Below are 21,892 nucleotides of genomic sequence, written 5' to 3' on the forward strand. Positions count from 1 at the left end.
TCAACCGACCCGATCCGCCGCGGAGGTTTCGGCGTGGTTGTAGCGCACCAGTCCTCCTCGCAAAGCCGCCGCGATCTCGGAGTTCGCCCGCGACCAGCGCGTCAGCTCGCTCGCCCAGCCGTCCAGCGCGCGGCGCATCTCCTCCCCCGCCACGACGTGGTCGCGCCCAGCGACGCGACCGTCGAACGCCAAGCCGCCCAGCCGGATTCGGATGGCGGTATCGATATCGGCCGCGGTGGCTTCAAAGCAGTCCGCCACGGAGTGCAGCGCGGCGACGTCGAGGTAAAGCTGTTGTCGTCCCATATGGGTATGACGGTGCCGGAGCCGCTGTGGTTCCGCCGAATTCAGCTCAGTGTCGGCTGCGTACCGTTTCGGCGACACCGAGCGCGATCTGGCGCGCGGTGTCTTCGTCGGCCGCTTCCACCATCACTCGAATCAGCGGCTCGGTCCCGGAGGGCCGCAACAGGATTCGGCCGGTCTCGCCGAGCTCCTCCTCGGCGCGCTGCAGTGCGGTGCGCACCGCCAGCCGGCTCATCGCGGCAGCCTTGTCGGTGACTTCGACGTTGATCAGCACCTGCGGCAGCGTGCGCATCGCCGAGGCCAAACCGGCCAGCGGGATGCCGGTCTGCGCCATCCGTGCCATCAGGCGCAGGCCGGTGACGATGCCGTCGCCGGTGGTGGCAACTTTGGGCAGCACGATGTGGCCGGACTGTTCACCGCCGAGGGTGAAACCGCCGGCCCGAAGCTGTTCGAGCACGTAGCGGTCGCCGACGTCGGTGGTGCGCACCTCGATGCCCGCCTCGCGCATCGCCAGGTGCAGACCGAGATTGCTCATCACCGTCGTGACCAGGGTGTCGCCGGCCAGTTCACCGGCGTCGCGCATGGCCAGCGCCAGCACGACCATGATGGCGTCGCCGTCGATGACCTCACCGGCGGCATCCACGGCCAGGCACCGGTCGGCGTCGCCGTCGTGGGCCAGGCCCAGGTCCGCGCCGTGCGCGAGCACCGCCGCCCGCAGCGGTTCCAGGTGCGTCGAGCCGCAGCCGTCGTTGATGTTGAGCCCGTCGGGATCGGCGTTGATCGCGATCACGGTGGCACCGGCGGCCCGGTAGGCCCGCGGCGCCGTCTGGAACGCTGCGCCGTGGGCGCAGTCCACCACCACGGTCAGCCCGTCCAGCCGGGTGCGGTGGGTTTCGCCGAGGTGGCGCAAGTAGCAGTCCAGGGCGTCCTTGGCGTCCACCACCCGGCCCAGCTCGGCGCCGACCGGTCGCAGCCCCGGCCCGGCGGCGACCAGGTCCTCGATCTGGTCCTCGGTGGCGTCGTCGAGTTTGTGGCCGCCCGGGCCGAAGAACTTGATGCCGTTGTCGGGCATCGGGTTGTGCGACGCGGAGATCATTACCCCGAAGTCGGCTTCATAAGCACTGGTCAGGTAGGCCACCGCGGGTGTGGGCAGCACACCGGTCCGCAGTGCATCTACGCCTTGGCTGGTCAGCCCGGCGATGACCGCGGCTTCCAGCATCTCGCCGCTGGCCCGCGGGTCGCGACCCACGACGGCAACCCGACGCTCGGTGCCGGTGGACAGCCGCTGGGCCGCCGCACTGCCCAGCGCCATGGCCAGTTCCGCGGTCAATTCGCGGTTGGCGACCCCACGGACGCCGTCGGTGCCGAAAAGTCGACCCATAACTATCCTTTATCGCCGCGAGCGTGCGTGTTCCCGGTCCGACACGCCGGTGTGGGACCGTTTCCACGCACGCTCGCTGCCAGAACGATCAGCGCTTGCTGTACTGAGGCGCCTTGCGGGCCTTCTTCAGTCCGTACTTCTTGCGCTCGGTGGCCCGCGGGTCACGGGTCAAGAAGCCGGCCTTCTTCAGCGCCGGCCGGTCCTCCGGCTGCACCAGGATCAGGGCGCGGGCCAGGGCCAGCCGCAGCGCGCCGGCCTGGCCGGAGGGGCCGCCGCCGTCGAGGTGGGCGTAAACGTCGAAGCTTTCCAGCCGGTCCACGGTGACCAGCGGAGCCTTGATGAGCTGCTGGTGCACCTTGTTCGGGAAGTAGGCCTCCAGGGTCCGCCCGTCCAGGTTGAACTTGCCGGTGCCGGGCACCAGGCGCACCCGCACCACGGCCTCCTTGCGGCGACCGACGGTCTGGATGGGACGGCCCAGGTCGTGCGGCTCGTAGCTCGGTGCGGCCTCGGCCTGCACCTCTGCGGTCTCCTCGACCTCAACCGTCTCGGTGGGCTCAGTGGGCTCAATGGCCTCGGTGCCCTCGATTGCCGTCTCGGTCATTGCGTCACCTGCTTGATTTCGTACGGGACCGGCTGCTGGGCGGTGTGCGGATGCACCGGCCCGGCGTAGACGTGCAGCTTGCGCTGAATCTGACGCCCCAGCTTGGTGTGCGGGATCATCCCGAGGATCGCCTTCTCCACGACACGGTCGGGACGGGTCTCCATCAGCTCACCGATGCTGCGCTTGCGCAGCCCGCCCGGGTAGCCCGAGTGGCGGTAAGCCATCTTCTTCTGCAGTTTGTTGCCGCTGATGGCGACCTTGTCAGCGTTGATGATGATGACGAAGTCACCACCGTCGACATTGGGCGTGAACGTCGGCTTGTGCTTGCCGCGCAGCAGATTTGCTGCCGCAACGGCGAGCCGGCCGAGCACCACGTCGGTGGCGTCGATGACGTACCACGACCGCGTGGTGTCACCCGCCTTCGGCGTATAGGTGGGCACAGCGTTTACCTCTCGTAATTCGGGTTGCTACCCGGTTGTGCGGATCCCGGAGCGAGCCGGGTGCCGGTCCAGCGTGAACGGCGGGGGTGATTCTCGGCGACCGACAGTGACCCGAGGACCCGCTGTGCCAAGACGGCACCGCACGCCAACGGAGCAGCTTACCGGCGGGTATCCGGGCAGGTCAAAACGGGGCAGTGGACCGTTGTGCGGTGCGCGTGGCAGGACGGCGCCGCACGACGGAGTCATCTTCGGACACCAGCGTCAGCGCGACATTTGGGTCAGCTGCCGCGAGACGGTCAAACGTGATGTCGGCGCGTTGCTGTTGTTCCTTGACATCAACGGTGCACCCCAGCCAAGGCGGGAGCCGGTGTGGCCCCGACGGCTCTCCTCCATCGGGGCCACACCGTTACCCGGGGGTGGTCTCTCCTACCGCCCCCAAGTTCCCGCCGCGCGCCGGTCGGCGTCGGCGACGTCAGCTGCGCCGTCGCGCACCGCGCTACCCAAGGCGAACAGGATCTGGTTGAGTGCGTCCACGGCCTGCTGCCATCGCAGCTGCTCGGCGTGGTAGGCACCGGCCGCCTCCCGGGTCCACACCTGCTGCAGCGGTGCGATCTGCGACCGCAGCTGTTCCAGCGCGCCGTTGAGCCGGCTGGCCGTGGAGTGGATCTCCTGACGGACGGCGTATTCGATTTCCTCGAAGTTGTACGACAATGCCGCGGCCATGACCGCCCCTCAGATACCGTCGCCGGCGGCGGCGATGTGGTGCGAGTGGGTCTCGGCCACCTCCCGCAATGCGCGCTCATTGTGGCGAATGGTCTCGGCGATGCGCGCCAGCGCGTGATGCAAGCTCAGCGATTCGGTGTTCCAGCGGTCCAGGACATCCTGGAACCGGGCTGCTGCCATTCCCGACCAGACCGACGGCGGCACGGCCCGCATCCGGCCGACGAACGCTTGCAGCATTCCCCGGATCTCCTCGTTGCGGGCGTCGGTGGCCGCCGCGACAGCGAGCATGACGTCGAAGTCGGCGCTGAGTGTGTTGGTGGCTGCGGGTGTGCTCACATCTCCCCCGTATCGGTTGTCGGTTGTTATGTAGTTCGACGGCGATAGGCCGGGTTCGGTTCCCTCCGGTTGCGAGCACAAAAACACGGTCGCCGGGCCCCGTGAGGGACCCGGCGACCGTGCCGAGAAAATGCTGGCTAGCCGGGGTTGCCCGGGGTGCCGGGGTTGCCGTCAGCACCGACGGGGTCACCGGGGCCCCCGGTGCCACCGGCTCCGGCGGCACCGCCTGCACCGCCTGCACCCACCGAACCCGCAGCGCCGCTACCGGCCCCGCCCTGCCCGGCCTGCCCGGCCGCGCCTCCGGCCGCGCCGTTGCCACCGTTGCCGCCGTTACCGCCGGCGAGGCCGGCACCGGTGGCGGGGTCGATGCCGCCGGCACCGCCGTTGCCGCCCTGGCCGGCGTCACCGCCCTTGCCGCCGTTGCCGGCGTTGCCGCCGACACCGTTCTCCGAGCTGCCGCCGTTGCCGCCCTGGCCGCCGGCACCGCCGGTGTCGCCGTTGCCGCCGTCGCCGCCGGCCACCTTGCCGGGGGCCCCCGTGAGCGGGTTGTTACCGGTCGATCCCTCGGCGCCGTAACCGCCGCGACCACCGGTTCCGCCGGTGCCGCCGTTGCCGCCGTTGACGTCGCCAGCGCCGTTGCCGCCGTTGCCACCGGCGCCACCGACGCTGCTGGGGCCGCCGTAGGAAGTGGTGCCGGCCCCGCCGTTGCCGCCGTTGCCGGCGTGGCTGGGCCCGATGCCGAGGGTGTTGGTGGGGGTTTCGATGCCGCCGCTGTTGCCGCCGTTACCGCCCGCCCCGCCGACTCCGGCGCTTCCGGTGGTGTCCGAAGTGCCGCCGCCGCCGCCGTTACCGCCATTACCGCCGGAGGCGGTGCCGTCACCACCGGCACCACCACCACCACCGGCACCGCCGTCGGCGCCGCTACCCGCGGCACCGTTGCCGCCCTGGCCGCCGTTGCCGCCGATGCTAACCACGCCGGGGCCGGTCAAACCGTCGGCACCGTTGCCGCCCTGGCCGCCGTCGCCGCCGGAGCCGGTGCCGCCAGTGAGCATGTTTCCGCTGGTCTGGCCGCCGCTGCCGCCGAGGCCGCCGTTGCCGCCGATGCTCCAGATGGTGCCGTCGGCGTCCTTCCAGCCGGTGGCGGCGGTGCCGTCGGCGCCGTTGCCACCGCTCCCGCCGTCGAGGCCGCGGGCGCCATTGCCACCGCCGCCGCCGTCGCCGCCCTTGAAGGTGCCGGTGCCGCCGGCCGCGCCGTCCGTGCTGGCACCGGCGGTATGGCCGTTACCACCGCCGCCGCCGTAGCCACCGCGCCCGCCAATGGTCTTGATGGTGTCGTCGGTGGTGGCGCCGTTGCCGCCGGCGCCGGCCTGCCCGGCGTCTCCGCCGCGCCCGCCCTCGGCGTCACTGCCGTAGCCACCCTGGCCGCCGGAGCCGCCGTTGCCTGCAGTGCCGGTCACCCCGACCGCACCGGTGGCATCCCCACCGACCCCGCCGTTGCCGCCGGTGCCGCCCGCGTTGTCAGCGAGGGAATTGCCACCGCTGCCGCCCCAGCCGCCGGCGTGGCCGCCGTTGATGCCGTCGCCGCCGTCACCGCTGTTGCCGCCGTCGCCACCGGCGTAGCCGGCGCCGCCGTCACCGCCGATGCCGCCGATGCCACCGTTACCGAGGAAGTGACCACCGGCGTCGGTGGCAGCCTCGCCGCCGGCGCCGCCGTTGCCGCCGTTCCCGCCGTCGCCGGCTTGGCCGGCGCCGCCGTAGAACGCGGCGCCATAGAAGTGGGAACCGCGGGCACCACCCAGGCCCCCCGCACCGCCGCGGCCACCAACACCACCGGCCAGCCCGTCGGTGTCACCGGTCGCACCGTTGCCACCGTTGCCGGCCGCGCCGCCAGCGCCGCCCTTGCCGCCGTTGCCGAGAAGGTATCCGCTGACCCCGCCATTACCACCGTTGCCGCCTTGGCCCCCGCTCATGCCGGTGCCGGTGACATTCTGGGTGCCGTCCATGCCGGCGCCGCCGGAACCGCCTGCTCCGCCGTTGCCGAACATCCACGCCATTGCCGCACCGCCATCGCCGCCGGCGCCACCGAAGCCGCCCGCCACAGTCGCCGCGCCGCCGGCTCCGCCGTCGCCCCCGTGGCCCATCCAGGTGCCGCCGATGCCGCCATTGCCGCCGGCGGCACCCGCACCGCCGTCACCGCCGTCACCGCCGTTGCCGAAGCCGATGGCGTTGCCGCCGTTGCCGCCGGCCTCCCCGGCCACATCGCTGGACCAGCCGTCGCCGCCGTCGCCGAACCACAACCCGCCATGGCCACCGTCGGGGGCGTCGGCTGTGCCGTCGATACCGTTGCCGATCAGGTACTCCCCGGCCATGGAGTTGATGGCGCCGTTGACCATCTCACCGAACGGGTTCTCGATCCAGGCCTGCGTCAGCATGTGCATCGGAGCGTAGAACAGCTGGTCGAACATCGTGACCGCGTTGAAGTCGCCCATCAGACCGGACAGGTCGAATGCGTCGGCTGAGCCGGCGACGTCGACGTCGGCGGCCGGGACCATCCAGTCGAAACTGAACAGGTCTTCGAAGAAGTCGGCCTGAGCGGCCGGCGCTGGCGCCAGTGGCGTCATGCCGAACGCCAGGAACGCCGCGGCGGTGCCGCTGGCACCGATCATCCGGTTGCGCTTGCGGTGAGTCATGTGTGAATGCCTCTCGTGTGAAATGTCGGGTGGGGAAAGGTTCGATCTGGCCGGCGGTCTTACAGACCCCAGCCGGCCAGCAGGTCCGCGAACACGTCGGTGCCCATGGCGCCACCGGCACCACCGTCGTCGAGGTCGGTGGGGATCAGCGGCAGGTCGCTGCCGGCCAGCGGCGGGGTCACCGGCACCGCGCCCTTGCCGTCCCAGCCTGAACCCAACAGCGCACCGATGGTCTGCCCCAGGCCCAGCATCGCCCCCCACGGACCGATCGCATTGCTCTCGATGTCGAGGGCGCCCAGCACCGGGACACCGGTGAGCTCGATACCGACGCTGTTGAGGATCGACCCACCCACCGCCGGCGTCTCGGCCACCACCTCGCCATTGGCACCCAACACCTGGTACGGGTCGATGGCCACATGCCCGGCGGTCAACCACCCTCCGAACGCAATGTCCAGATGCCCGATCCCCATACCGTCGGGCAGCATCCCGCTGCCAGCGGCCGCCTCGTTGATCATCGGCAGCAGGCTGTCCAGGTTCAACGTCGCACCGTTGAGCGACGCACCGAACACATTGGCCAACGTGTCCGAGAAGCTGTCACCCTCAGTAATGCTGTTGAGCAGCGCGACCCCCGAGGCGATCCACGGCCCCAACGAGCCCATGATCAGCCCACTCAGCGGCGAGGACAAGAAGTGGACCATCGGCATGATCTCCGCCGGGAACATCCCACCCGCGATCGACGACAACGGCCCGGCGAACAGGTCGTACCAGCCCATCGCGAACGTCGAGGAGTCGCCGGCGGCCAGGGTGTGGCTCATGACGATTTCCAGGGTTTCCTGGCTGGGGTTGCTCAGCGTGTACCCCGTCAGCAGGGCATCCAGATTGTGGCGGATCTGCTCGGTGACGTAGGTGAGGTTCGTCGGGTCATCGAGCAGCTGCTGGGCGTAGTCGTTCTGGTTGGCCATGAGCTGCTGAAACGCGACCCCGGGCGCCAGGTAGTAGTTGTTCATGATCTGGGTCATGTTCTGCTGCGCGGCGTTGAACACCGCATCCCAGGCGCTGGTGGCGGTCAGTGCGACATCGCGCACCATGCCGGTCTGGGGCAGCGGGGCGACCACCGGGGTGGCGGCGATCAGGCCGGCGCCCACGAGCGCGACACCGGCGGTGGCATAGGGGCGGATTGCTGTGCGCAAGGGATATCTCCTCAAGGTTGTGGCGGCTGCCAAGGGGCGGGGCTGGGCGCTAATTGACGTTCGGGAAAGCGTCATGGGTGTCTCTCAGATGTGGACCAGGGGACATCAACCGCAAAACCGTTACGACTCCTGAATCCCCAGGTGATGCGATCTGTCGTTATCAGCACACGTTAAGGCTATGCATCGTTTTGTCGCGAAGTTAGGACGTTTTTTCGCAAGTTTGGACTATCGTCGGCGCCATGCGTCGTACTGCCCGGTTGGTGCGTCAGCGCGCCGGAGTGAAGGTCTACGAGTACCCGATCGATCCCCATACGCCGCCGGTGGTGGTCGCCCGGGTCGGGCAGGAAATGCTGTCCGAGCACGGACAGATCCACAACTTCCCGGCCCTGTGGTGCGACCGGGGAAATGGCGTCGTTTACGTGGTCGCCATGGGCGCCACCGTCGGTCCAGCGGCAGTGGAAAGCACCGACGACGGTGTCGCGGTGTTCTTCGATCCGTCAGCGGTCGGCGGCGACGGGGCTTCGCCCTGGCTGACCTGGCAATCACATCCCCTGTTGCGGCTGTTCCTGCACGAGCGGGACGGAGGGCTGCTGCGTTTGGAGGTGCCCGCCGTCGACCTTCCGTCGTTCATCGCCACCCTCGATGCGCTGAAAACTGAACTGGCGAACCGGCGGGAAGGACACCGCGAAGCGGTGTCGGCCCTGCTGACCCTCCTGCTGATCATCCTCACCCGAGCGGCCGGCGAGACGGTCGGCGAGCAGCGCCTCGGCGACGAACCGCTGCTGGCCGACGTGTTCGCGACGATCGACCGGCGCTACAGCGAGCCGCTGTCGCTGCGCGAAGTGGCGCGTGAGGTTTCGGTCTCGGCGGGGCATCTGACGACCGTCGTGCGTCGCCGCACCGGACGCACCGTGGTGGAGTGGATCACCGAACGCCGCATGGGCGAAGCCCGCCGCCTTCTGAGCGACACCCGGCTGCCCATCACCGAGATCGGCGAACGGGTCGGTCTGCCCGATGCGGCCTACTTCACCCGGCAGTTCCGGCAGGCACACGGCACCACACCCAGTCAGTGGCGAAAGACACCTTCCTGCCGGTGATCTCATTACCTCAGGTGACGGCGTGCGCCGAACGCACCGCCTGCTCGCACACCGGGCGCAGGACGTCGTCGCCGCCGGGTCCGCTCTGACAGCCGATGCCGATCCGCACGGCACGGTCGACCAGCACCGTCCAGTCGACCTGATGGTCGGCACGAACCTCCCGGTAGGTCACCGCGGGCCGGCCCGCGCTGCTGCCGGACGGGTCGAAATCGACGAAGACGCCTGGGGTTTCGACGTCGGCGAGTTTCATGGCCAGCTGCAGGGGTTCGGCGATGGCGGACAGGGTTTCGCCGGCGGCCGGCGCCTGCGTGACGTGCAGCATCAGCTGTGGCTCGTTCGGGGACACCACCTCCATCCGGGCCGATCCGGGTCCGGCGGTGACGCGGCGCAGCGACCAGTCCGCCGGCACCTGCACGGTCACCCGGCCCTCGATCAGGTTGGTCACCGCCGGGGCTTCCCGGGGCGGGTCGTGATCAACCCCTAGGCCCAGTGCGACGACACCCACCGCGACCACGACGGCCGGCGCCAGCCGTCGGCGGCGGTCGGGACGGGCCGGGGCGGGCTCCGGGGTCGCGGCGGGTTCGACGACCCGAACCGCCGGCAGCGCGTCGACCACCGTCACCTGCGCTGCACCCCCCAGCTTTTCGGCGATCAGCTCGGCCAGTACACCGGCCCCGCCCACCGCGGCGGCCACGTCGATCAGCACCGCGGCGCCGCGATCCGGGACCGCCGCCCTGACCCGGCGCGCCACCGCCGCGGCCACCTCGTCGGGTGAGCCGATCCGCGGCTCGGCGGTGATTCCAGCGGCGGTGACGGCGACCAGTTGAGTGGCGATCTCAACGACCGCCGCAGCCGCGAAGGTGTCCGACAGCAAGCGCGCGCGGGGCCGGGTTACGACGCCCTCGGCCAGGCCGCGCGCGGCTGCTATCACCCGTTCCACCCGCCGGGCCGGCCACCACGACGGGTGGATGATCTCGATCGACTCGGCGGCCGCCGGGCAGGCCAGCACACTGCGCAGCAGCTCCGCCACCTCGACCGGCTCCCCGTCGACCAGCGCGACCGGCTCATCGATCCACTCCTCCAAGGCCGCCGAGGCGTCGGTCGGTTCTCCTGCGCCGCAACATAATCTGCGGATGGTCGCGGGGCCGACCTCGATGACGGCGCGGTGCGTCACGGCTCCCAGGCCACCTGGATCGGCCGCTCACCGCCGGACCGGGTGACCAAGGTGGCGCGCCCGGGCGGCAGCGGTCTCGGCCGCACCGAACCGATCAGCGGGGTGTCGGCGGGGTCGCCGCTCATCACCAGGCCCATCGCGCCCAGGTCATGCAGTGCGGCCAGCACCGGCTCGTACATCGACCGCGCCGCTCCGCCGCTGCGGCGGGCCACCACCAGGTGCAGTCCGAGATCGCCTGCCTGAGGCAGGTATTCCAGCAGCGGTGTCAGCGGGTTGCCGGCGGCGGTGGCCACCAGGTCGTAGTCGTCGACCAGGATGTAGATCTGCGGGCCGCGCCACCATGACCGGTCGCGCAGTTGCTGTGGGCTGACGTCCGGCCCGGGCATCCGCCCGGCCACGCGCTCGATCACCGCCGGTAGCAGCGCTGAGCACGCTGTGGCTGACATCGCGTAGCCGGCCAGGTGGCCGACGTCGACGACACCGAGCAGGCTGCGCCGATAGTCGACCACCAACAGCTGCGCCTGCTCGGGGGTGTGCGTGCGCACCAGTTCTCGGCACAATGTGCGCAACACGGTGGACTTGCCGCACTCGTTGTCGCCCAGGATCAGCAGGTGCGGTTGCCGAGCGAAATCGACTGTGACGGGTCCGCGTTCGTCGGCTCCCAGCACCGGCTGGTCACCGGCGGAGACAACCAGTTCAGCTCGCTCGACCCGCTCCGGCAGCAGCGGAATCGGCGGTACCGCATAACCATTGTGCTGCAACGGCTCCCATTCATGCGGGAGCGCTACCAGCATGTGCAGACCCTCCGGTGTCAGGCCGCGGCCGGGCCGGTCACGGGGTACCCGATGGGCTTGGCGCCGATCCAGCTCGGATTCGGCCGGATCTCCCAGCCGCAGCTCGATGCGGGTACCGATCAGATCGCGCAATGCGGGCCGCACTTCGGCCCACCGCGACGCCGAGAGCACCACGTGCACCCGAAAGGACAGGCCGCGACCGGCCAGAGCGGTGATCGCTGACTCCACATCGAACTCTTGGCACAGGCCCGCCCACCCGTCGATCACCAGGAACACGTCGCGGGCCGGGCCGCCGTCGCAAGCACCGCCGGCCGCCTCCCTTCGCTGCACGATCGCCTCCATCTCGGCGATCGTGCGCCGCACCAGGTCGGGCTGGCCACGACCGGCCACCGACCCCACCTGCGGCAGCCAACCCAGCTCGGAGAGGGTGCCGCCTCCGAAGTCCAAGCAGTAGAACCCCACTCGGGACGCGTCGTGCGTCGCACTCAGCGCGGCGATCAGCGTGGCCAGTGTCGTCGACTTACCCGACCGGGGCGCACCGACGACGGCGACATGCCCGCCGGCACCCTCGAGGTGGACCGACAGCGGGGTGCGCCGTTGCTCGAAGGGCCGGTCGACGATTCCGATCGGCACGCTCAGCGCGGGATACTCGCCTTCGAGCAGCGCGCCCAGCGCCGGCGAGGCCCCCAACGGAGGCAACCACACCTGCCGGGCCGCCGGGCCGTGGCCGGAGATCCGCTGCAGGATCGCCTCGAGCACGGTGCGCCCGGCCGCCGCGGGCACCACCCCAATCGGGCCGCTCGGCACCGCGGTGAACCACAACGCTTCGCGCGGAGCCGGCCGGGCAGCGGGACACCCGCCGGAGACGTAGGCCGCCTGGAATCGCGTCAGCTCGCCGTCGGCGGTACGGAGGACCCCCGCCCCGGGAATGTTGGGCAACTCACGGGCGTCTGCCACCCCGAGCACCAGCCGGGACTCGGCGGCCGACACCGTCTTAAGGCACACCCGGTAAGACAGGTGCGATTCCAACCCTCGCAACCTGCCCTCCTCGAGGCGCTGGCTGGCCAGCAGCAGGTGAATCCCCAGCGAGCGCCCCAACCGGCCGATCGCGAGGAACGTGTCGATGAAATCGGGGTGTTGGTCGAGCAGTTCGGAGAATTCGTCGACGATGACGAGCAGCGCCGGCAGGGCCGGCAGCGCCATGCCTGAGGCCTGCCGGGCCTGGCCGTAGCTGCTGATGCCGGCAACGCCCGTGGCCCGCAGCAGTTCCTGGCGTCGGCGCATCTCACTGGCCAGCGCGTCACGCATCCGCTCCACCAGCGGCGCCTCATTGGCGAGATTGGTGATCACCGCGGAGACATGCCGGGTCTGCTCGAACCCGAGAAACGTTGCGCCCCCTTTGAAGTCGACCAGCACCAGGTTCAGGTCCTCCGGTGAATGCCGGACCGTCATGCCGAGCACCAGGGTGCGCAGAAACTCCGATTTGCCCGAGCCGGTGGCGCCGATGCACAGCCCGTGCGGCCCGCTGCCCCGCTCGGCGGCCTCCTTGATGTCCAGCCGCACTACGTTTCCGTTCGGGTCGGTACCGATCGGAACGCACAGCCGCTGCGACGGTGCGCCAGCCCAACCGCCGGCCGGCTCGTAGCGGTCGATATCGCCAATACGCAGCAACTGCGCCCAGTCCGCCGGCCTCCCGCCGCCGGCTGCGTTCGCTCGCTGACCGGCCAGCCGCTGCGCGCATACCACCGCGTCGGCGATACCGAGGAAGTCAGGCCGGGCGCCCTCGGGGTCGCTCAGCGCCGTCGCGGTCACCGTGAGCCGTCGCGCGGTGCCGGCGGTACCGGCCTCGGCCACCGAAAGGCCTGCGCCCGTGCTGTCGCTGATCACCACCGCCCGTCGGCCGGCTAGCGCGGCCTCAGCGGCAGCCAAGCTGGGGCAAGTCAGCCGGAGCGGCCCGGTGGCGTCGGTGTCCGACGGATTCTGATGGTGTGGAAGCCATTTCAGCCAGTCCCAGTGGTCGGGTGCATCGGTGACTGCGGCGATCCGCAGCCCATCCGGGCCGTGCAGCATCGCCAGCTGGCAGATCATCGCGCGCAGCAGGCCACGCGCCGCGTCGGCGTCGCCGTCCAGCAGCAGCGGCCCCGCGCCCAGCAGCGGCACCGTGATCGGCACCTCGGGCACCGTCGCGTGGGTCTCGAGGAAGCGCCGCAGTGCGGTGTCGGTGACCGGGTCGATGCGTCGCGCCGGATCCTGCGGCGGCGGGACCAGCCGGGTGGCCAGGCCGGTCGGACCGATCCCGACCCTGACGCAGCCGAAGTCCGCGTCGCCGGGCCGGCGCTCCCACATCCGGGCGCTGCCGGCCAGCAGCCAAAGCGCATCCGGCTCCGGATGCGCCCACCACAGAAACGAGCGCTGACGGGCGGCGGTGTCGGTCACGGATTCACGCAGCGCGGCAAGGTAATCCAAGTAACCCTCGCGGGCGTCGTCGATGTTCTTGGGCCCGCGGTTCCGCCCGGCCACCGTCGCGGCCACCGCGGAAGCCAGCATCATCAACGGCAGCATCGCGAACACCGGGCTGCGTGCCGCCGATGAGCCCGAGCGGTAGACGACCGCGGTCATCGCCAGCATCCCCACCGCCATGACGGCGGGCAGCAGTCGGGCCAGCGGGACGCCGGAATCCGGAAGCGTCACCGACGGCGGTGCGGCGACTGCGATTTCACCGTCCGGCGGTGCCGGCGGCGGGCCCGCATTGCGCCCCAGCGCGGTCATCGGCACACCGTAGACAGCCGGCGAAGGACCGGCAAGTCAGCTGTGGAACACCGAAAACATCGCGGCCCCCATCGCGCTACGGTGCCCGCAAGCGGAAGGCGCAAACGAGGAGGCGATGCGTGTCGATTGCGGATTCGGGTCTGCGCCGGGTCGCGGTGCACACCGATACCGGTCGCGCCGATCTGGCACTGCCGGCCGCGGTGCCGGTGGCAGCGCTGATCGCCTCCGTCATCGACCTCATGCCGCGCCGAGACGGCCCGCACGCCCTGCGTCCGTACCGGCTCGGTCTGCCCGGACGGGCACCGCTGGACCCCTCGAAAACGCTGGCGCAGCAGGGCATCCACGACGGCGCGGTGCTGGTGTTGGCGCGGGTGGGCGACATTGTGGCGGAACCGCGTTTCGACGATCCCGCCGAGCAGGTGGTGGCTACGGTGCGGGAAGCGCTAAGCCCGTGGAAGCCGGCTGCTCGCCGGCTCACCGCCGCGCTGGCGGCGTCCGGCCTGGCCGGGATTGCCGGTTTCGTGGCGGTCCCGGGCGGGCCCGGCACCCCGAACGCCCTGTTAGCCGTCACTGCGGCCGGGACGGTGGCTGCCGCTGCGGTTCCGTCGAGCGGCTGTAGCGGGCCGGTGCGCGCGACGTTGTGCTGCTTGGCCGGGTTGGCGGTGGCCGCCGCTGTCGTCGGGATGGCTTGTGCTGCAACCGGCATCTCGCTGCAGGCGGCCGGTGCGGTGGGAACGGCGGTTGCGGTCGGTGTGGTCCGGATGGCGGGCCGGATCGCGCTGGTGACCCGGCGCCCGACACGCGAGGCCTACGATCTGCTGACCGGATTGGTCGCCGCGTCCGCAGCCGCGGTGGTCCTGGGTTCCCTCGGCGTCGCGGCCCGACAACCGGCCCCACGGCCGGTCGGTGTCGCATTCGCAGCCGTGGCCGGCGTCGCCCTGTTACTGCGGGCCCGCTCCCACAGCGATAGCCGCCAGATCGCGGCACTACTGGCCGGCGGTGTCACCACCATCGGAATCGCGGTTCTCACAGCGGGTTCGGGGCCATGGCCGGCCGCGGTGGCGGTGGCACTGGCCGGTGGCGCCATCACTGCCGGTTTCGCCGCACCGCCGGCATCCCCGCTGGGCCGGCGCGGCGCCGAGGTGCTGGAGAGCCTGGCGCTGGGCGCGCTGGTGCCGCTGGCCTGCTGGCTCTGCGGGGTTTACGGCGCCGCCCGCGGACTGAGTCTGGGCTGAAGCGTGCAGATCGCCCGGGTCGCCATCGCCGCTGCGGTGATCGCCGGGGCCACCCCGGGCGTGCCGCCGGCCAACGCGGTCGCACCCCCGCCGATCGACGGCTCGCGGTTGCCGGCCGCGGCGCCGGCCGCACCGGCGCATCCCACCGTGCAACGTCAGGTGTGCGCGGTGCCGGCGCTGGATCCCGCGGTGACACCGAACCAGCTCGACGGGCTGGACCTGCCGGCGGTCTGGGCGCTGACCCGCGGGGCGGGGCAGCGGGTGGCGGTGATCGACACCGGGGTGGCGCCGCATCGACGGCTGCCCGGTTTGGTGGGCGGCGGCGACTACGTGTTCACCGGCGACGGCGCCCAGGACTGCGACGGCCACGGCACCCTGGTCGCCGGGATCATCGGGGCCACAACCGATTCCGGCGACCGGTTCAGCGGTGTGGCGCCGCTGGCGACGGTGATCGGTATCCGCCAGTCCAGCACCAGGTTCGGCGCCGTCGGTGACGCCGCGGGTGTCGGCGACGTCGACACGCTGGCGAAAGCGGTGCGTACGGCGGCCGATTTGGGGGCGTCGGTGATCAACATCTCGGCCGTGGCCTGCCGGCCGGTGAACTCCGGCCTCGACGACCGGGCACTCGGCGCCGCCCTGGCCTACGCGGTCGAGACGAAGAACACCGTCGTGGTCGCCGCGGCCGGCAACACCGACGACGGGTGCGCTAAAGACGGGCCGATGATCGTCAGCCCGGCCTGGTACGACGACTACGTGCTGACGGTCGGCTCGGTGGACGCCGACGGCGCACCGTCGGCCTTCACCCGCGCCGGCCCCTGGGTCGACGTGGCCGCACCCGGCGAAAAGGTGCTGTCGCTGAGCAGCGTCGGCGACGCGATGGCGACCACCGCCGGCGGAACCAGTTTCGCCGCACCGGTGGTCAGCGGTGTGGCGGCGCTGATCCGGTCCCGCTTCCCGGCGTGGACGCCGCGGCAGGTGATGGACCGGATCAAGGCCACCGCGCACCACCCGCCCGGTGGGCGCGACGACGTCGTCGGCGCCGGGGTGATCGATCCGCTGGCCGCGGTCAGCTCGGAGATAGCTGAGCCCGCATCCGTTGCCCGAGCGCCCGAACCGGCACCCCCACCCCCGCCGGCCGTCGAACCCGTCGCCGCTTCGGCCGGGCTGCGCACCGCGATCACCGGCACCGCCGTCCTGCTGGCCTTGCTGCTGGCGGTGGTCACCGGCCGGGCGGCGGCAGCACGACGTCGCGGGCCAGCAGCGCCTGCTCCCGACTGAGCCGTGGGCCGGCCGGTAGCCCGGCGAGCATCGGCCAGGGCACCCCGGCGGGCGTCTCCGGCAGACCCAGGCTGCGTGCCGCGGCGGCATTGTCGACGGAGAACCGCACCCCGGTCTCGGTGATCAGGTAGCCGGCACCAGCGGGGCGACCGGCCACACTGACGGCCCGAACGTAGGCACAGCGGCCCGGCGGCAGAGAGACCGCATCGAGGGCGGGGCCGGGACCGTCGGCCTGGGCCAGCACCGTCGTCGCCGCGCCCGCCGGCAGCGGCAAGCCGACACCGGCCGACAGCGTGATGCCGACCGGATCGTCGGCACGCCAATGGGCGCACAGCGTCACCGCGGCGGCGGGCAACGTGGCGAGGCGGCCGTCGAAATCCTTTGCCGGCGGGGCCTCGGGTAGCGCAGTGAGCAGCAGACCCGAGACCCGCCGCGGCGCTGCAGATTCCAGGCTCGGATCAGCCGGGTTGACCGGAATCCGCTGGCCCCGCAGCACCAGGTACGTGGCGGTGGACTCCGCGCTGACCGGCACCGCCGCATCGGCGTCGATACGCGCGGATTGCGGCGGGTCGGCCGCGACGACCAGGGTGGTGCCGGCCGGGTCATCGCACAGCGACCAGGTCTCGGTCGCGGCCACCGCTGCGCCGAGTGCGCCGGGGGCGCCGGGGATGCCCAGCGGTGGCCCGCGCCGGGCCTTTGCGATCTCGGTGCCGGCTACCGGCCGCGGGTCGGCGGGACCGGCGATCAGGCGGGCCGAGGCGAGGTTGAACACCGGATGGACCGTGTCGCCGACCCGGACATACAGCGCGCCCGAGGCGCGGTCCAGCAGGATCGGCGCATCACCGAGGCCGGGTTGCGGCCGCACGATGGCCAGCACCACCGCGCCGGCCGCCACGATCACGCTGAGCAGGCAACCCAGCGCCAGCCCGGCCCGCCCGGGTGCGGGGCCGCCGGCCGCCTGGCCGCACCGCAGCGCACGCTCCATGCGGCGCGCGCTGAATCGGTGCGCATGCAGCTGTAGCTGTGTGGTCGTTCGCCCGGCCATGCGCCCCCGTTCCCGTGCCGACGACGCTAACCCCGGCAGCGGCCCGGCGGCCTCCGACCATCCACAGGGCCGTCCGCGCCGAAATCGGGCTTCGGTACCATTCCGCTATGCGTTTTGTTCGATTGAGCAGCATTTTCTCGGCGGCGTTGATGGCCGGCGCACTGCTGACCGTGCCGGTCGTGGCCCCTGATGCCATCCCGTCGGCGGCCGCCTACGACTGCCCCGACGTCGAGGTCATCTTCGCCCGCGGCACCAGCGAGCCGCCCGGCGTCGGCCGGGTGGGTCGCGCGCTGATCGACTCGCTGCGCCAGCAGACCTCGAAGAAGGTCGACGAGTACGGCGTCAACTACCCCGCCGGCCGGCTGCAGCTGGGCGGCGGCGACGGCGCCAATGACGTGATCCGCCGCGTCAAGGCCGCCGCCGACGTATGCCCGGACACCCAGTTGGTGCTCGGCGGGTACTCGCAGGGCGCCTCGGTGATCGACATCGTCACCGGCACCCAGGTGGGCGGTATCAGCTGGGGCAGCCAGCTGCCCGCCGAGTACGCCGACCAGGTGGTGGCCGTGGTGGCGTTCGGCAACCCCGCCGTCCGCACCGGCGGCCCGATCAGTGCGCAGAGCGCCCTGTTCGGCGCCAAGGCCCTCGACCTGTGCAACCCGGGTGACCCGATCTGCCACGAGGGACCAGGCAACGAGTGGACCGACCACACCGACGGCTACATCCCGGCGCTGACCAGCCAGGCGGCCAACTTCATCGCCGGCCGGCTGCGCGCTCCCGGGCCGGTGCCCGACGTCGAACCGCTGGTCCGCTGACCTGCACCGACGCTCTTATTTAGCCCGTCAAGTTTTTACGTCGCTACTATCAGTCGCTGTGAAGGCATACCGGCTCCTGACCGCGGTCGTGCTGCTCGCCGTGTCCTTGATCGCTCCCGCGCTGATGCCGACGGTCATTCCCTCGGCGGCGGCGGCCGGCTGCCCGCCGGTCGAGTTGGTGTTCGCCCGCGGCCGGCTCGAGTCGGCCGGCCCGGGCATTATCGGCAACGCCTTGGTCAGTGCGTTACGCGCGCGGGCCAACCGCACCGTCGGGCTGTATGCGGTCCGCTACGACGCGGACGCCGATGTGGATCGCGGCGCCAACGACATGAGCGGCCACATCCAGCACATGATGCAGACCTGCCCGGACACCCGCTTGGTGGTCGGAGGCTACTCGCTGGGCGCGGCGGTCAGTGACATCGTGCTGGCCGTCCCGATGAGCGTGTTCTCGTTCAACAACCCGCTGCCGCCTGGCGCCGACGAACACATCGCCGCGGTCGCGCTGTTCGGCAACGGCAGCGCCTGGGCCGGGCCGATCACCCGGTTCAGCCCGGTGTACGCCGACCGGACCATCGAGTTGTGCCACGGCGCCGACCCGATCTGCAATCCGGCCGACCCCAACACCTGGGAAGCGAACTGGCCACAGCACCTGGCCGGTGCCTATATCGAGGCCGGCATGATCAACCAGGCCGCCGACTTCATCATGGGCAGGCTCTGACCGGGCTTCGTCGCGACCGGGCCGCCGGGATTAGTTAGATCATCTTCGCTTCGCTACTATTCTCGGCTGTGAAGGCATACCGCATCCTGGCGGCCGGCACCCTGGCCGCAGCCCTGCTGATCAGCCCCGTCCCGTCGTCGACGGCTTCGGCCGACGGGTGTCCGGACGCCGAGGTGGTGTTCGCGCGGGGCACCAATGAGCCGCCGGGCCTGGGCCGGGTCGGCAACGCCTTCGTCAGCGCGCTGCGCGGCCAGACTTCCCGATCGATCGGCACCTACGCGGTGAACTACCCGGCCAGCTACGACTTCGGTCGGGCCGCCGACGGCGCCAACGACGCCAGCGGTCATGTGATGTGGATGGTGGAGAACTGCCCGGGCACCCGGCTGGTTCTCGGGGGGTACTCGCAAGGCGCCGCCGTCATCGACGTGGTGGCCGCCGCTCCGGTGCCCGGCTTCGGGTTCACCGCGCCGCTGCCGCCCGAGGCCGCCGACCACGTCGCGGCGATCGCGGTGTTCGGCAACCCGTCCAACAAGATCGGGCAGCCGCTGACGAACAGCCCCGGCTACGGGTTCAAGACGATCGACCTGTGCACCGACGGCGACCCGGTCTGCTCCCCCGGACGCAACTTCGCCGCCCACTCCGGCTACACGCCCAGCATGACCAATCAGGCCGCCTCGTTCGTCGCCGGCCTGCTGTAGCACGGCTGCCTCGACAGTGCGGTTTGGTCGCCGAAATCCCGTTTCTGCGACCCAAACCGCACACTCGACCGTCAGCGCGTGCGCAGGTCCCGGGTGATGACGCTGCGCGCCGCCAACTGATCATCCGGCGGGTAGTCCACCCCGACCAGGGTCAGGCCGCGCGCCGGCGCGGCGGTGAAATCACTGGACCGGCGCTCGGCGTTCAAAAGGTCGGCGCACCAGGTGGCGCTGCGCCGGTGCTCACCGACCGCGAGCACCGCCCCGACCAGCGAGCGAACCATCGACCAGCAGAACGCGTCGGCGCTGACGTGCGCGGTGACCAGATCACCTTCACGCTCCCAGTCCAGCCGCTGCAGATCACGAATGGTGGTGGCGCCCACGCGATGTCGGCAGAACGCCGCGAAGTCGTTGAGCCCCAACAGCCCCCGCGACGCCTGTACCATCGCCTCGACATCCAGCGGGCGCGGCCAGGCCGTGACGTAGCGCGCCAGCTGCGGCACCACCCCGTAGGGCGCGGTCGAGAGCCGGTAGACGTAGTGGCGCCGCAGCGCCGCGAACCGCGCGTCGAAATCGGGCGCCGCCCGCACCACGCGCAGCACCCGGACATCGGCCGGCAGGAAACGCGCCAATCGCCGTGTCAGTGGGAGGAATTCCGGCTCGTCGGGCCGCTGCCCACGCGAATAGGCATGAGCCAGGGCCGATCCCGGGATGTCGATGTGGGCGACCTGCCCGGTGGCGTGCACGCCGGTGTCGGTACGTCCCGCGGCGAACAATCGCACCGGAACGCGAAACACCGTCGCCAGCGTCTCTTCGAGAACGCCGGCGACGGTGCGCTGCCCGTTCTGTACCGCCCACCCGGCGAAATCGGTGCCGTCGTAGGCGATGTCGAGCCGAAGCCGAACTTCGGCCCCGGACTCAGGACTCGTCAGTGGCTTCGGTGGCCTCGGGAGCCTCGGCCTCAGCGGCCGGCTCCTCGACCTTCTCGGCCTCGGGAGCCTCGGCGGGCTTCTCCTCGACCTTCTCGGCCGGCTTCTCAGCCTTAGCCTTGGCTTCAGCCTTAGGGGCCTTGCGCGCCTTCTCGGCCTCCGACGTCACCGTCTTCTCCCGCACCAGCTCGATCACGGCCATCGGGGCGTTGTCGCCCTTACGCGCCTCGACCTTGATGATGCGGGTGTAGCCGCCGTTGCGGTCCGCGAAGTGCGGGGCGATCTCGGCGAACAGCGAGTGCACCACGTCCTTGTCGCGGATCTTCTTGAGCACCTCACGCCGGTTGTGCAGCGTGCCCTTCTTGGCGTGGGTGATCAGCTTCTCGGCGTACGGCCGCAATGCCCGCGCCTTGGGCTCGGTCGTCTTGATCCGGCCGTGGGTGAACAGCGACGTGGCCAGGTTGGCCAGCAGCGCCTTCTGGTGCGAGGACGACCCGCCGAGACGGGGACCCTTGGTGGGCTTGGGCATTGCGACTTCTCCTAAATGGGGCCGACCCCCGTATCAGGTAGGGCCGGGACGGCTCTCTTGTCGAGAGGTTGGGCGTTTAGAGCTGCTCGGTCTCGGCGTAGTCCTGCTCGTCGTAGCTGGTGTCGCCCGACCAGGTGCCGGTGGCGACGTCGTAGCCCGCCACCTGCGACGGGTCGAAGCTGGCCGGGCTGTCCTTGAGCGACAGACCGAGCTGGTGCAGCTTCACCTTGACCTCGTCGATGGACTTCTGCCCGAAGTTGCGGATGTCGAGCAGGTCGGACTCGGTCCGGGCGACCAGCTCCCCGACGGTGTGCACGCCCTCGCGCTTGAGGCAGTTGTAGGACCGCACGGTCAAGTCCAGGTCGTCGATCGGCAGGGCGAACGACGCGATGTGGTCCGCCTCGGCCGGCGACGGCCCGATCTCGATACCCTCGGCCTCGACGTTGAGTTCGCGTGCCAGACCGAACAATTCGACCAGGGTCTTGCCGGCCGAGGCCAGCGCGTCCCGCGGGCTGATGGAGTTCTTGGTCTCCACGTCCAGCACCAGCTTGTCGAAGTCGGTGCGCTGCTCGACACGGGTCGCCTCGACCTTGTAGGTCACCTTGAGCACCGGCGAGTAGATCGAGTCGACCGGGATGCGGCCGATCTCGGCACCGGAGACCTTGTTCTGCACGGCCGGGACGTAACCGCGGCCGCGCTCGACGATCAGCTCGACCTCGAGCTTGCCCTTGTCGTTCAGGGTGGCGATGTGCATGTCGGGGTTGTGCACCGTCACGCCGGCCGGCGGCACGATGTCACCGGCGGTGACAGCACCCGGGCCCTGCTTGCGCAGGTACATGGTGACCGGCTCGTCCTCCTCCGAGGACACCACCAGACCCTTGAGGTTCAAGATGATGTCGGTGACATCCTCTTTGACACCGGGCACCGTGGTGAACTCGTGCAGCACGCCGTCGATGCGGATGCTGGTGACGGCCGCGCCGGGGATCGACGACAGCAGGGTGCGCCGAAGCGAGTTCCCCAGGGTGTAACCGAAACCCGGCTCCAGCGGTTCGATGACGAACTGGGACCGGTTGTCGGCCACAACCTCTTCGGACAGGGTCGGTCGCTGCGAGATCAGCATTGTTTTCTATCTCCTTCTCGGCACCCGCTATTTGAT

Annotated in this window: 20 protein-coding genes; 6 read left to right on the top strand and 14 right to left on the bottom strand. The window is 70.8% G+C overall.

The features are described 5' to 3' along the window. The 8 genes from A5648_RS07365 to gjpA form a co-directional block, all read right to left on the bottom strand. Positions 1-303 (bottom strand): hypothetical protein, encoded by a 303-nt coding sequence (locus A5648_RS07365; protein WP_065023919.1) that lies wholly within the window; start codon positions 301-303, stop codon positions 1-3. A 46-nt stretch (positions 304-349) separates the two neighbouring features. Further along, entirely contained in the window at positions 350-1,681 is a 1,332-nt protein-coding gene (glmM, locus tag A5648_RS07370) for a phosphoglucosamine mutase (RefSeq protein ID WP_065023920.1), read from the bottom strand. Positions 1,682-1,769: 88 nt separating this feature from the next. Further along, entirely contained in the window at positions 1,770-2,282 is a 513-nt protein-coding gene (gene rpsI / locus A5648_RS07375; RefSeq protein ID WP_065023921.1) for a 30S ribosomal protein S9, read from the bottom strand. After that, complete coding sequence (gene rplM, locus A5648_RS07380; protein ID WP_064855383.1) at positions 2,279-2,722, bottom strand: 50S ribosomal protein L13; 444 nt, start codon at positions 2,720-2,722, stop codon at positions 2,279-2,281. The genes rpsI and rplM overlap by 4 nt, the downstream gene beginning before the upstream one ends. A gap of 426 nt (positions 2,723-3,148) precedes the next feature. Next, entirely contained in the window at positions 3,149-3,445 is a 297-nt protein-coding gene (locus tag A5648_RS07385; protein ID WP_064855380.1) for a WXG100 family type VII secretion target, read from the bottom strand. A gap of 9 nt (positions 3,446-3,454) precedes the next feature. Further along, entirely contained in the window at positions 3,455-3,781 is a 327-nt protein-coding gene (locus A5648_RS07390) for a WXG100 family type VII secretion target (protein WP_065023922.1), read from the bottom strand. Positions 3,782-3,918: 137 nt separating this feature from the next. Further along, positions 3,919-6,471: a PGRS repeat-containing protein gene (locus A5648_RS24965; RefSeq protein ID WP_065023923.1), complete on the bottom strand. Its 2,553-nt coding sequence runs from the start codon at positions 6,469-6,471 to the stop codon at positions 3,919-3,921. 59 nt (positions 6,472-6,530) lie between these two features. Then, on the bottom strand, positions 6,531-7,661 hold the full coding sequence (gjpA, locus tag A5648_RS07400) for an outer membrane porin GjpA (protein WP_065023924.1): 1,131 nt from the start codon (positions 7,659-7,661) through the stop codon (positions 6,531-6,533). Between the two features lie 239 nt (positions 7,662-7,900). On the opposite strand from gjpA, the gene A5648_RS07405 reads away from it, so the two are divergent. After that, a complete protein-coding gene (locus tag A5648_RS07405; protein ID WP_065023925.1) occupies positions 7,901-8,758 on the top strand; it encodes a helix-turn-helix transcriptional regulator in 858 nt (285 codons plus the stop codon). Positions 8,759-8,768: 10 nt separating this feature from the next. Here the strand turns inward: A5648_RS07405 and A5648_RS07410 are convergent, their stop codons facing one another. Together A5648_RS07410 and eccCb are read right to left on the bottom strand one after the other, a co-directional pair. After that, entirely contained in the window at positions 8,769-9,932 is a 1,164-nt protein-coding gene (locus A5648_RS07410; protein WP_065023926.1) for a type VII secretion-associated protein, read from the bottom strand. Further along, entirely contained in the window at positions 9,929-13,495 is a 3,567-nt protein-coding gene (gene eccCb, locus A5648_RS07415) for a type VII secretion protein EccCb (protein ID WP_065023927.1), read from the bottom strand. Before eccCb ends, A5648_RS07410 begins: the two co-directional genes overlap by 4 nt. Before the next feature lie 119 nt (positions 13,496-13,614). Here eccCb and A5648_RS07420 point away from each other — a divergent pair, with 119 nt between their 5' ends. Both A5648_RS07420 and mycP read left to right on the top strand, forming a co-directional pair. Next, complete coding sequence (locus tag A5648_RS07420; protein WP_165607306.1) at positions 13,615-14,730, top strand: EsaB/YukD family protein; 1,116 nt, start codon at positions 13,615-13,617, stop codon at positions 14,728-14,730. Between the two features lie 3 nt (positions 14,731-14,733). Then, positions 14,734-16,008: a type VII secretion-associated serine protease mycosin gene (gene mycP, locus A5648_RS07425; RefSeq protein WP_065023929.1), complete on the top strand. Its 1,275-nt coding sequence runs from the start codon at positions 14,734-14,736 to the stop codon at positions 16,006-16,008. Here the strand turns inward: mycP and eccB are convergent. Continuing rightward, positions 15,950-17,053: a type VII secretion protein EccB gene (gene eccB / locus A5648_RS07430; protein ID WP_065023930.1), complete on the bottom strand. Its 1,104-nt coding sequence runs from the start codon at positions 17,051-17,053 to the stop codon at positions 15,950-15,952. The two genes, mycP and eccB, sit on opposite strands and share 59 nt — an antisense overlap. 107 nt (positions 17,054-17,160) lie before the next feature. Here eccB and A5648_RS07435 point away from each other — a divergent pair, with 107 nt between their 5' ends. From A5648_RS07435 to A5648_RS07445, 3 genes are all read left to right on the top strand, one after another. Continuing rightward, positions 17,161-17,865 (top strand): cutinase family protein, encoded by a 705-nt coding sequence (locus tag A5648_RS07435; protein WP_064855373.1) that lies wholly within the window; start codon positions 17,161-17,163, stop codon positions 17,863-17,865. 124 nt (positions 17,866-17,989) lie between these two features. Next, positions 17,990-18,583: a cutinase family protein gene (locus A5648_RS07440; RefSeq protein WP_082966369.1), complete on the top strand. Its 594-nt coding sequence runs from the start codon at positions 17,990-17,992 to the stop codon at positions 18,581-18,583. A 68-nt stretch (positions 18,584-18,651) separates the two neighbouring features. Beyond that, positions 18,652-19,281, top strand: coding sequence for a cutinase family protein (locus A5648_RS07445; RefSeq protein ID WP_065023932.1), 630 nt, complete (start codon positions 18,652-18,654; stop codon positions 19,279-19,281). A 71-nt stretch (positions 19,282-19,352) separates the two neighbouring features. Here A5648_RS07445 and truA read toward each other — a convergent pair whose 3' ends face one another. From truA to A5648_RS07460, 3 genes are all read right to left on the bottom strand, one after another. Further along, positions 19,353-20,243, bottom strand: a complete 891-nt coding sequence (truA, locus tag A5648_RS07450; RefSeq protein ID WP_109470714.1) for a tRNA pseudouridine(38-40) synthase TruA — start codon at positions 20,241-20,243, stop codon at positions 19,353-19,355. Next, positions 20,197-20,736: a 50S ribosomal protein L17 gene (gene rplQ, locus A5648_RS07455; RefSeq protein ID WP_065023934.1), complete on the bottom strand. Its 540-nt coding sequence runs from the start codon at positions 20,734-20,736 to the stop codon at positions 20,197-20,199. Before rplQ ends, truA begins: the two co-directional genes overlap by 47 nt. A 76-nt stretch (positions 20,737-20,812) precedes the next feature. Beyond that, entirely contained in the window at positions 20,813-21,856 is a 1,044-nt protein-coding gene (locus tag A5648_RS07460; RefSeq protein ID WP_065023935.1) for a DNA-directed RNA polymerase subunit alpha, read from the bottom strand. Between the last annotated feature and the right edge of the window lie 36 nt (positions 21,857-21,892).

The sequence above is a fragment of the Mycolicibacter sinensis genome, from assembly GCF_001673565.1.
Lineage (GTDB): Bacteria > Actinomycetota > Actinomycetes > Mycobacteriales > Mycobacteriaceae > Mycobacterium > Mycobacterium sinense_C.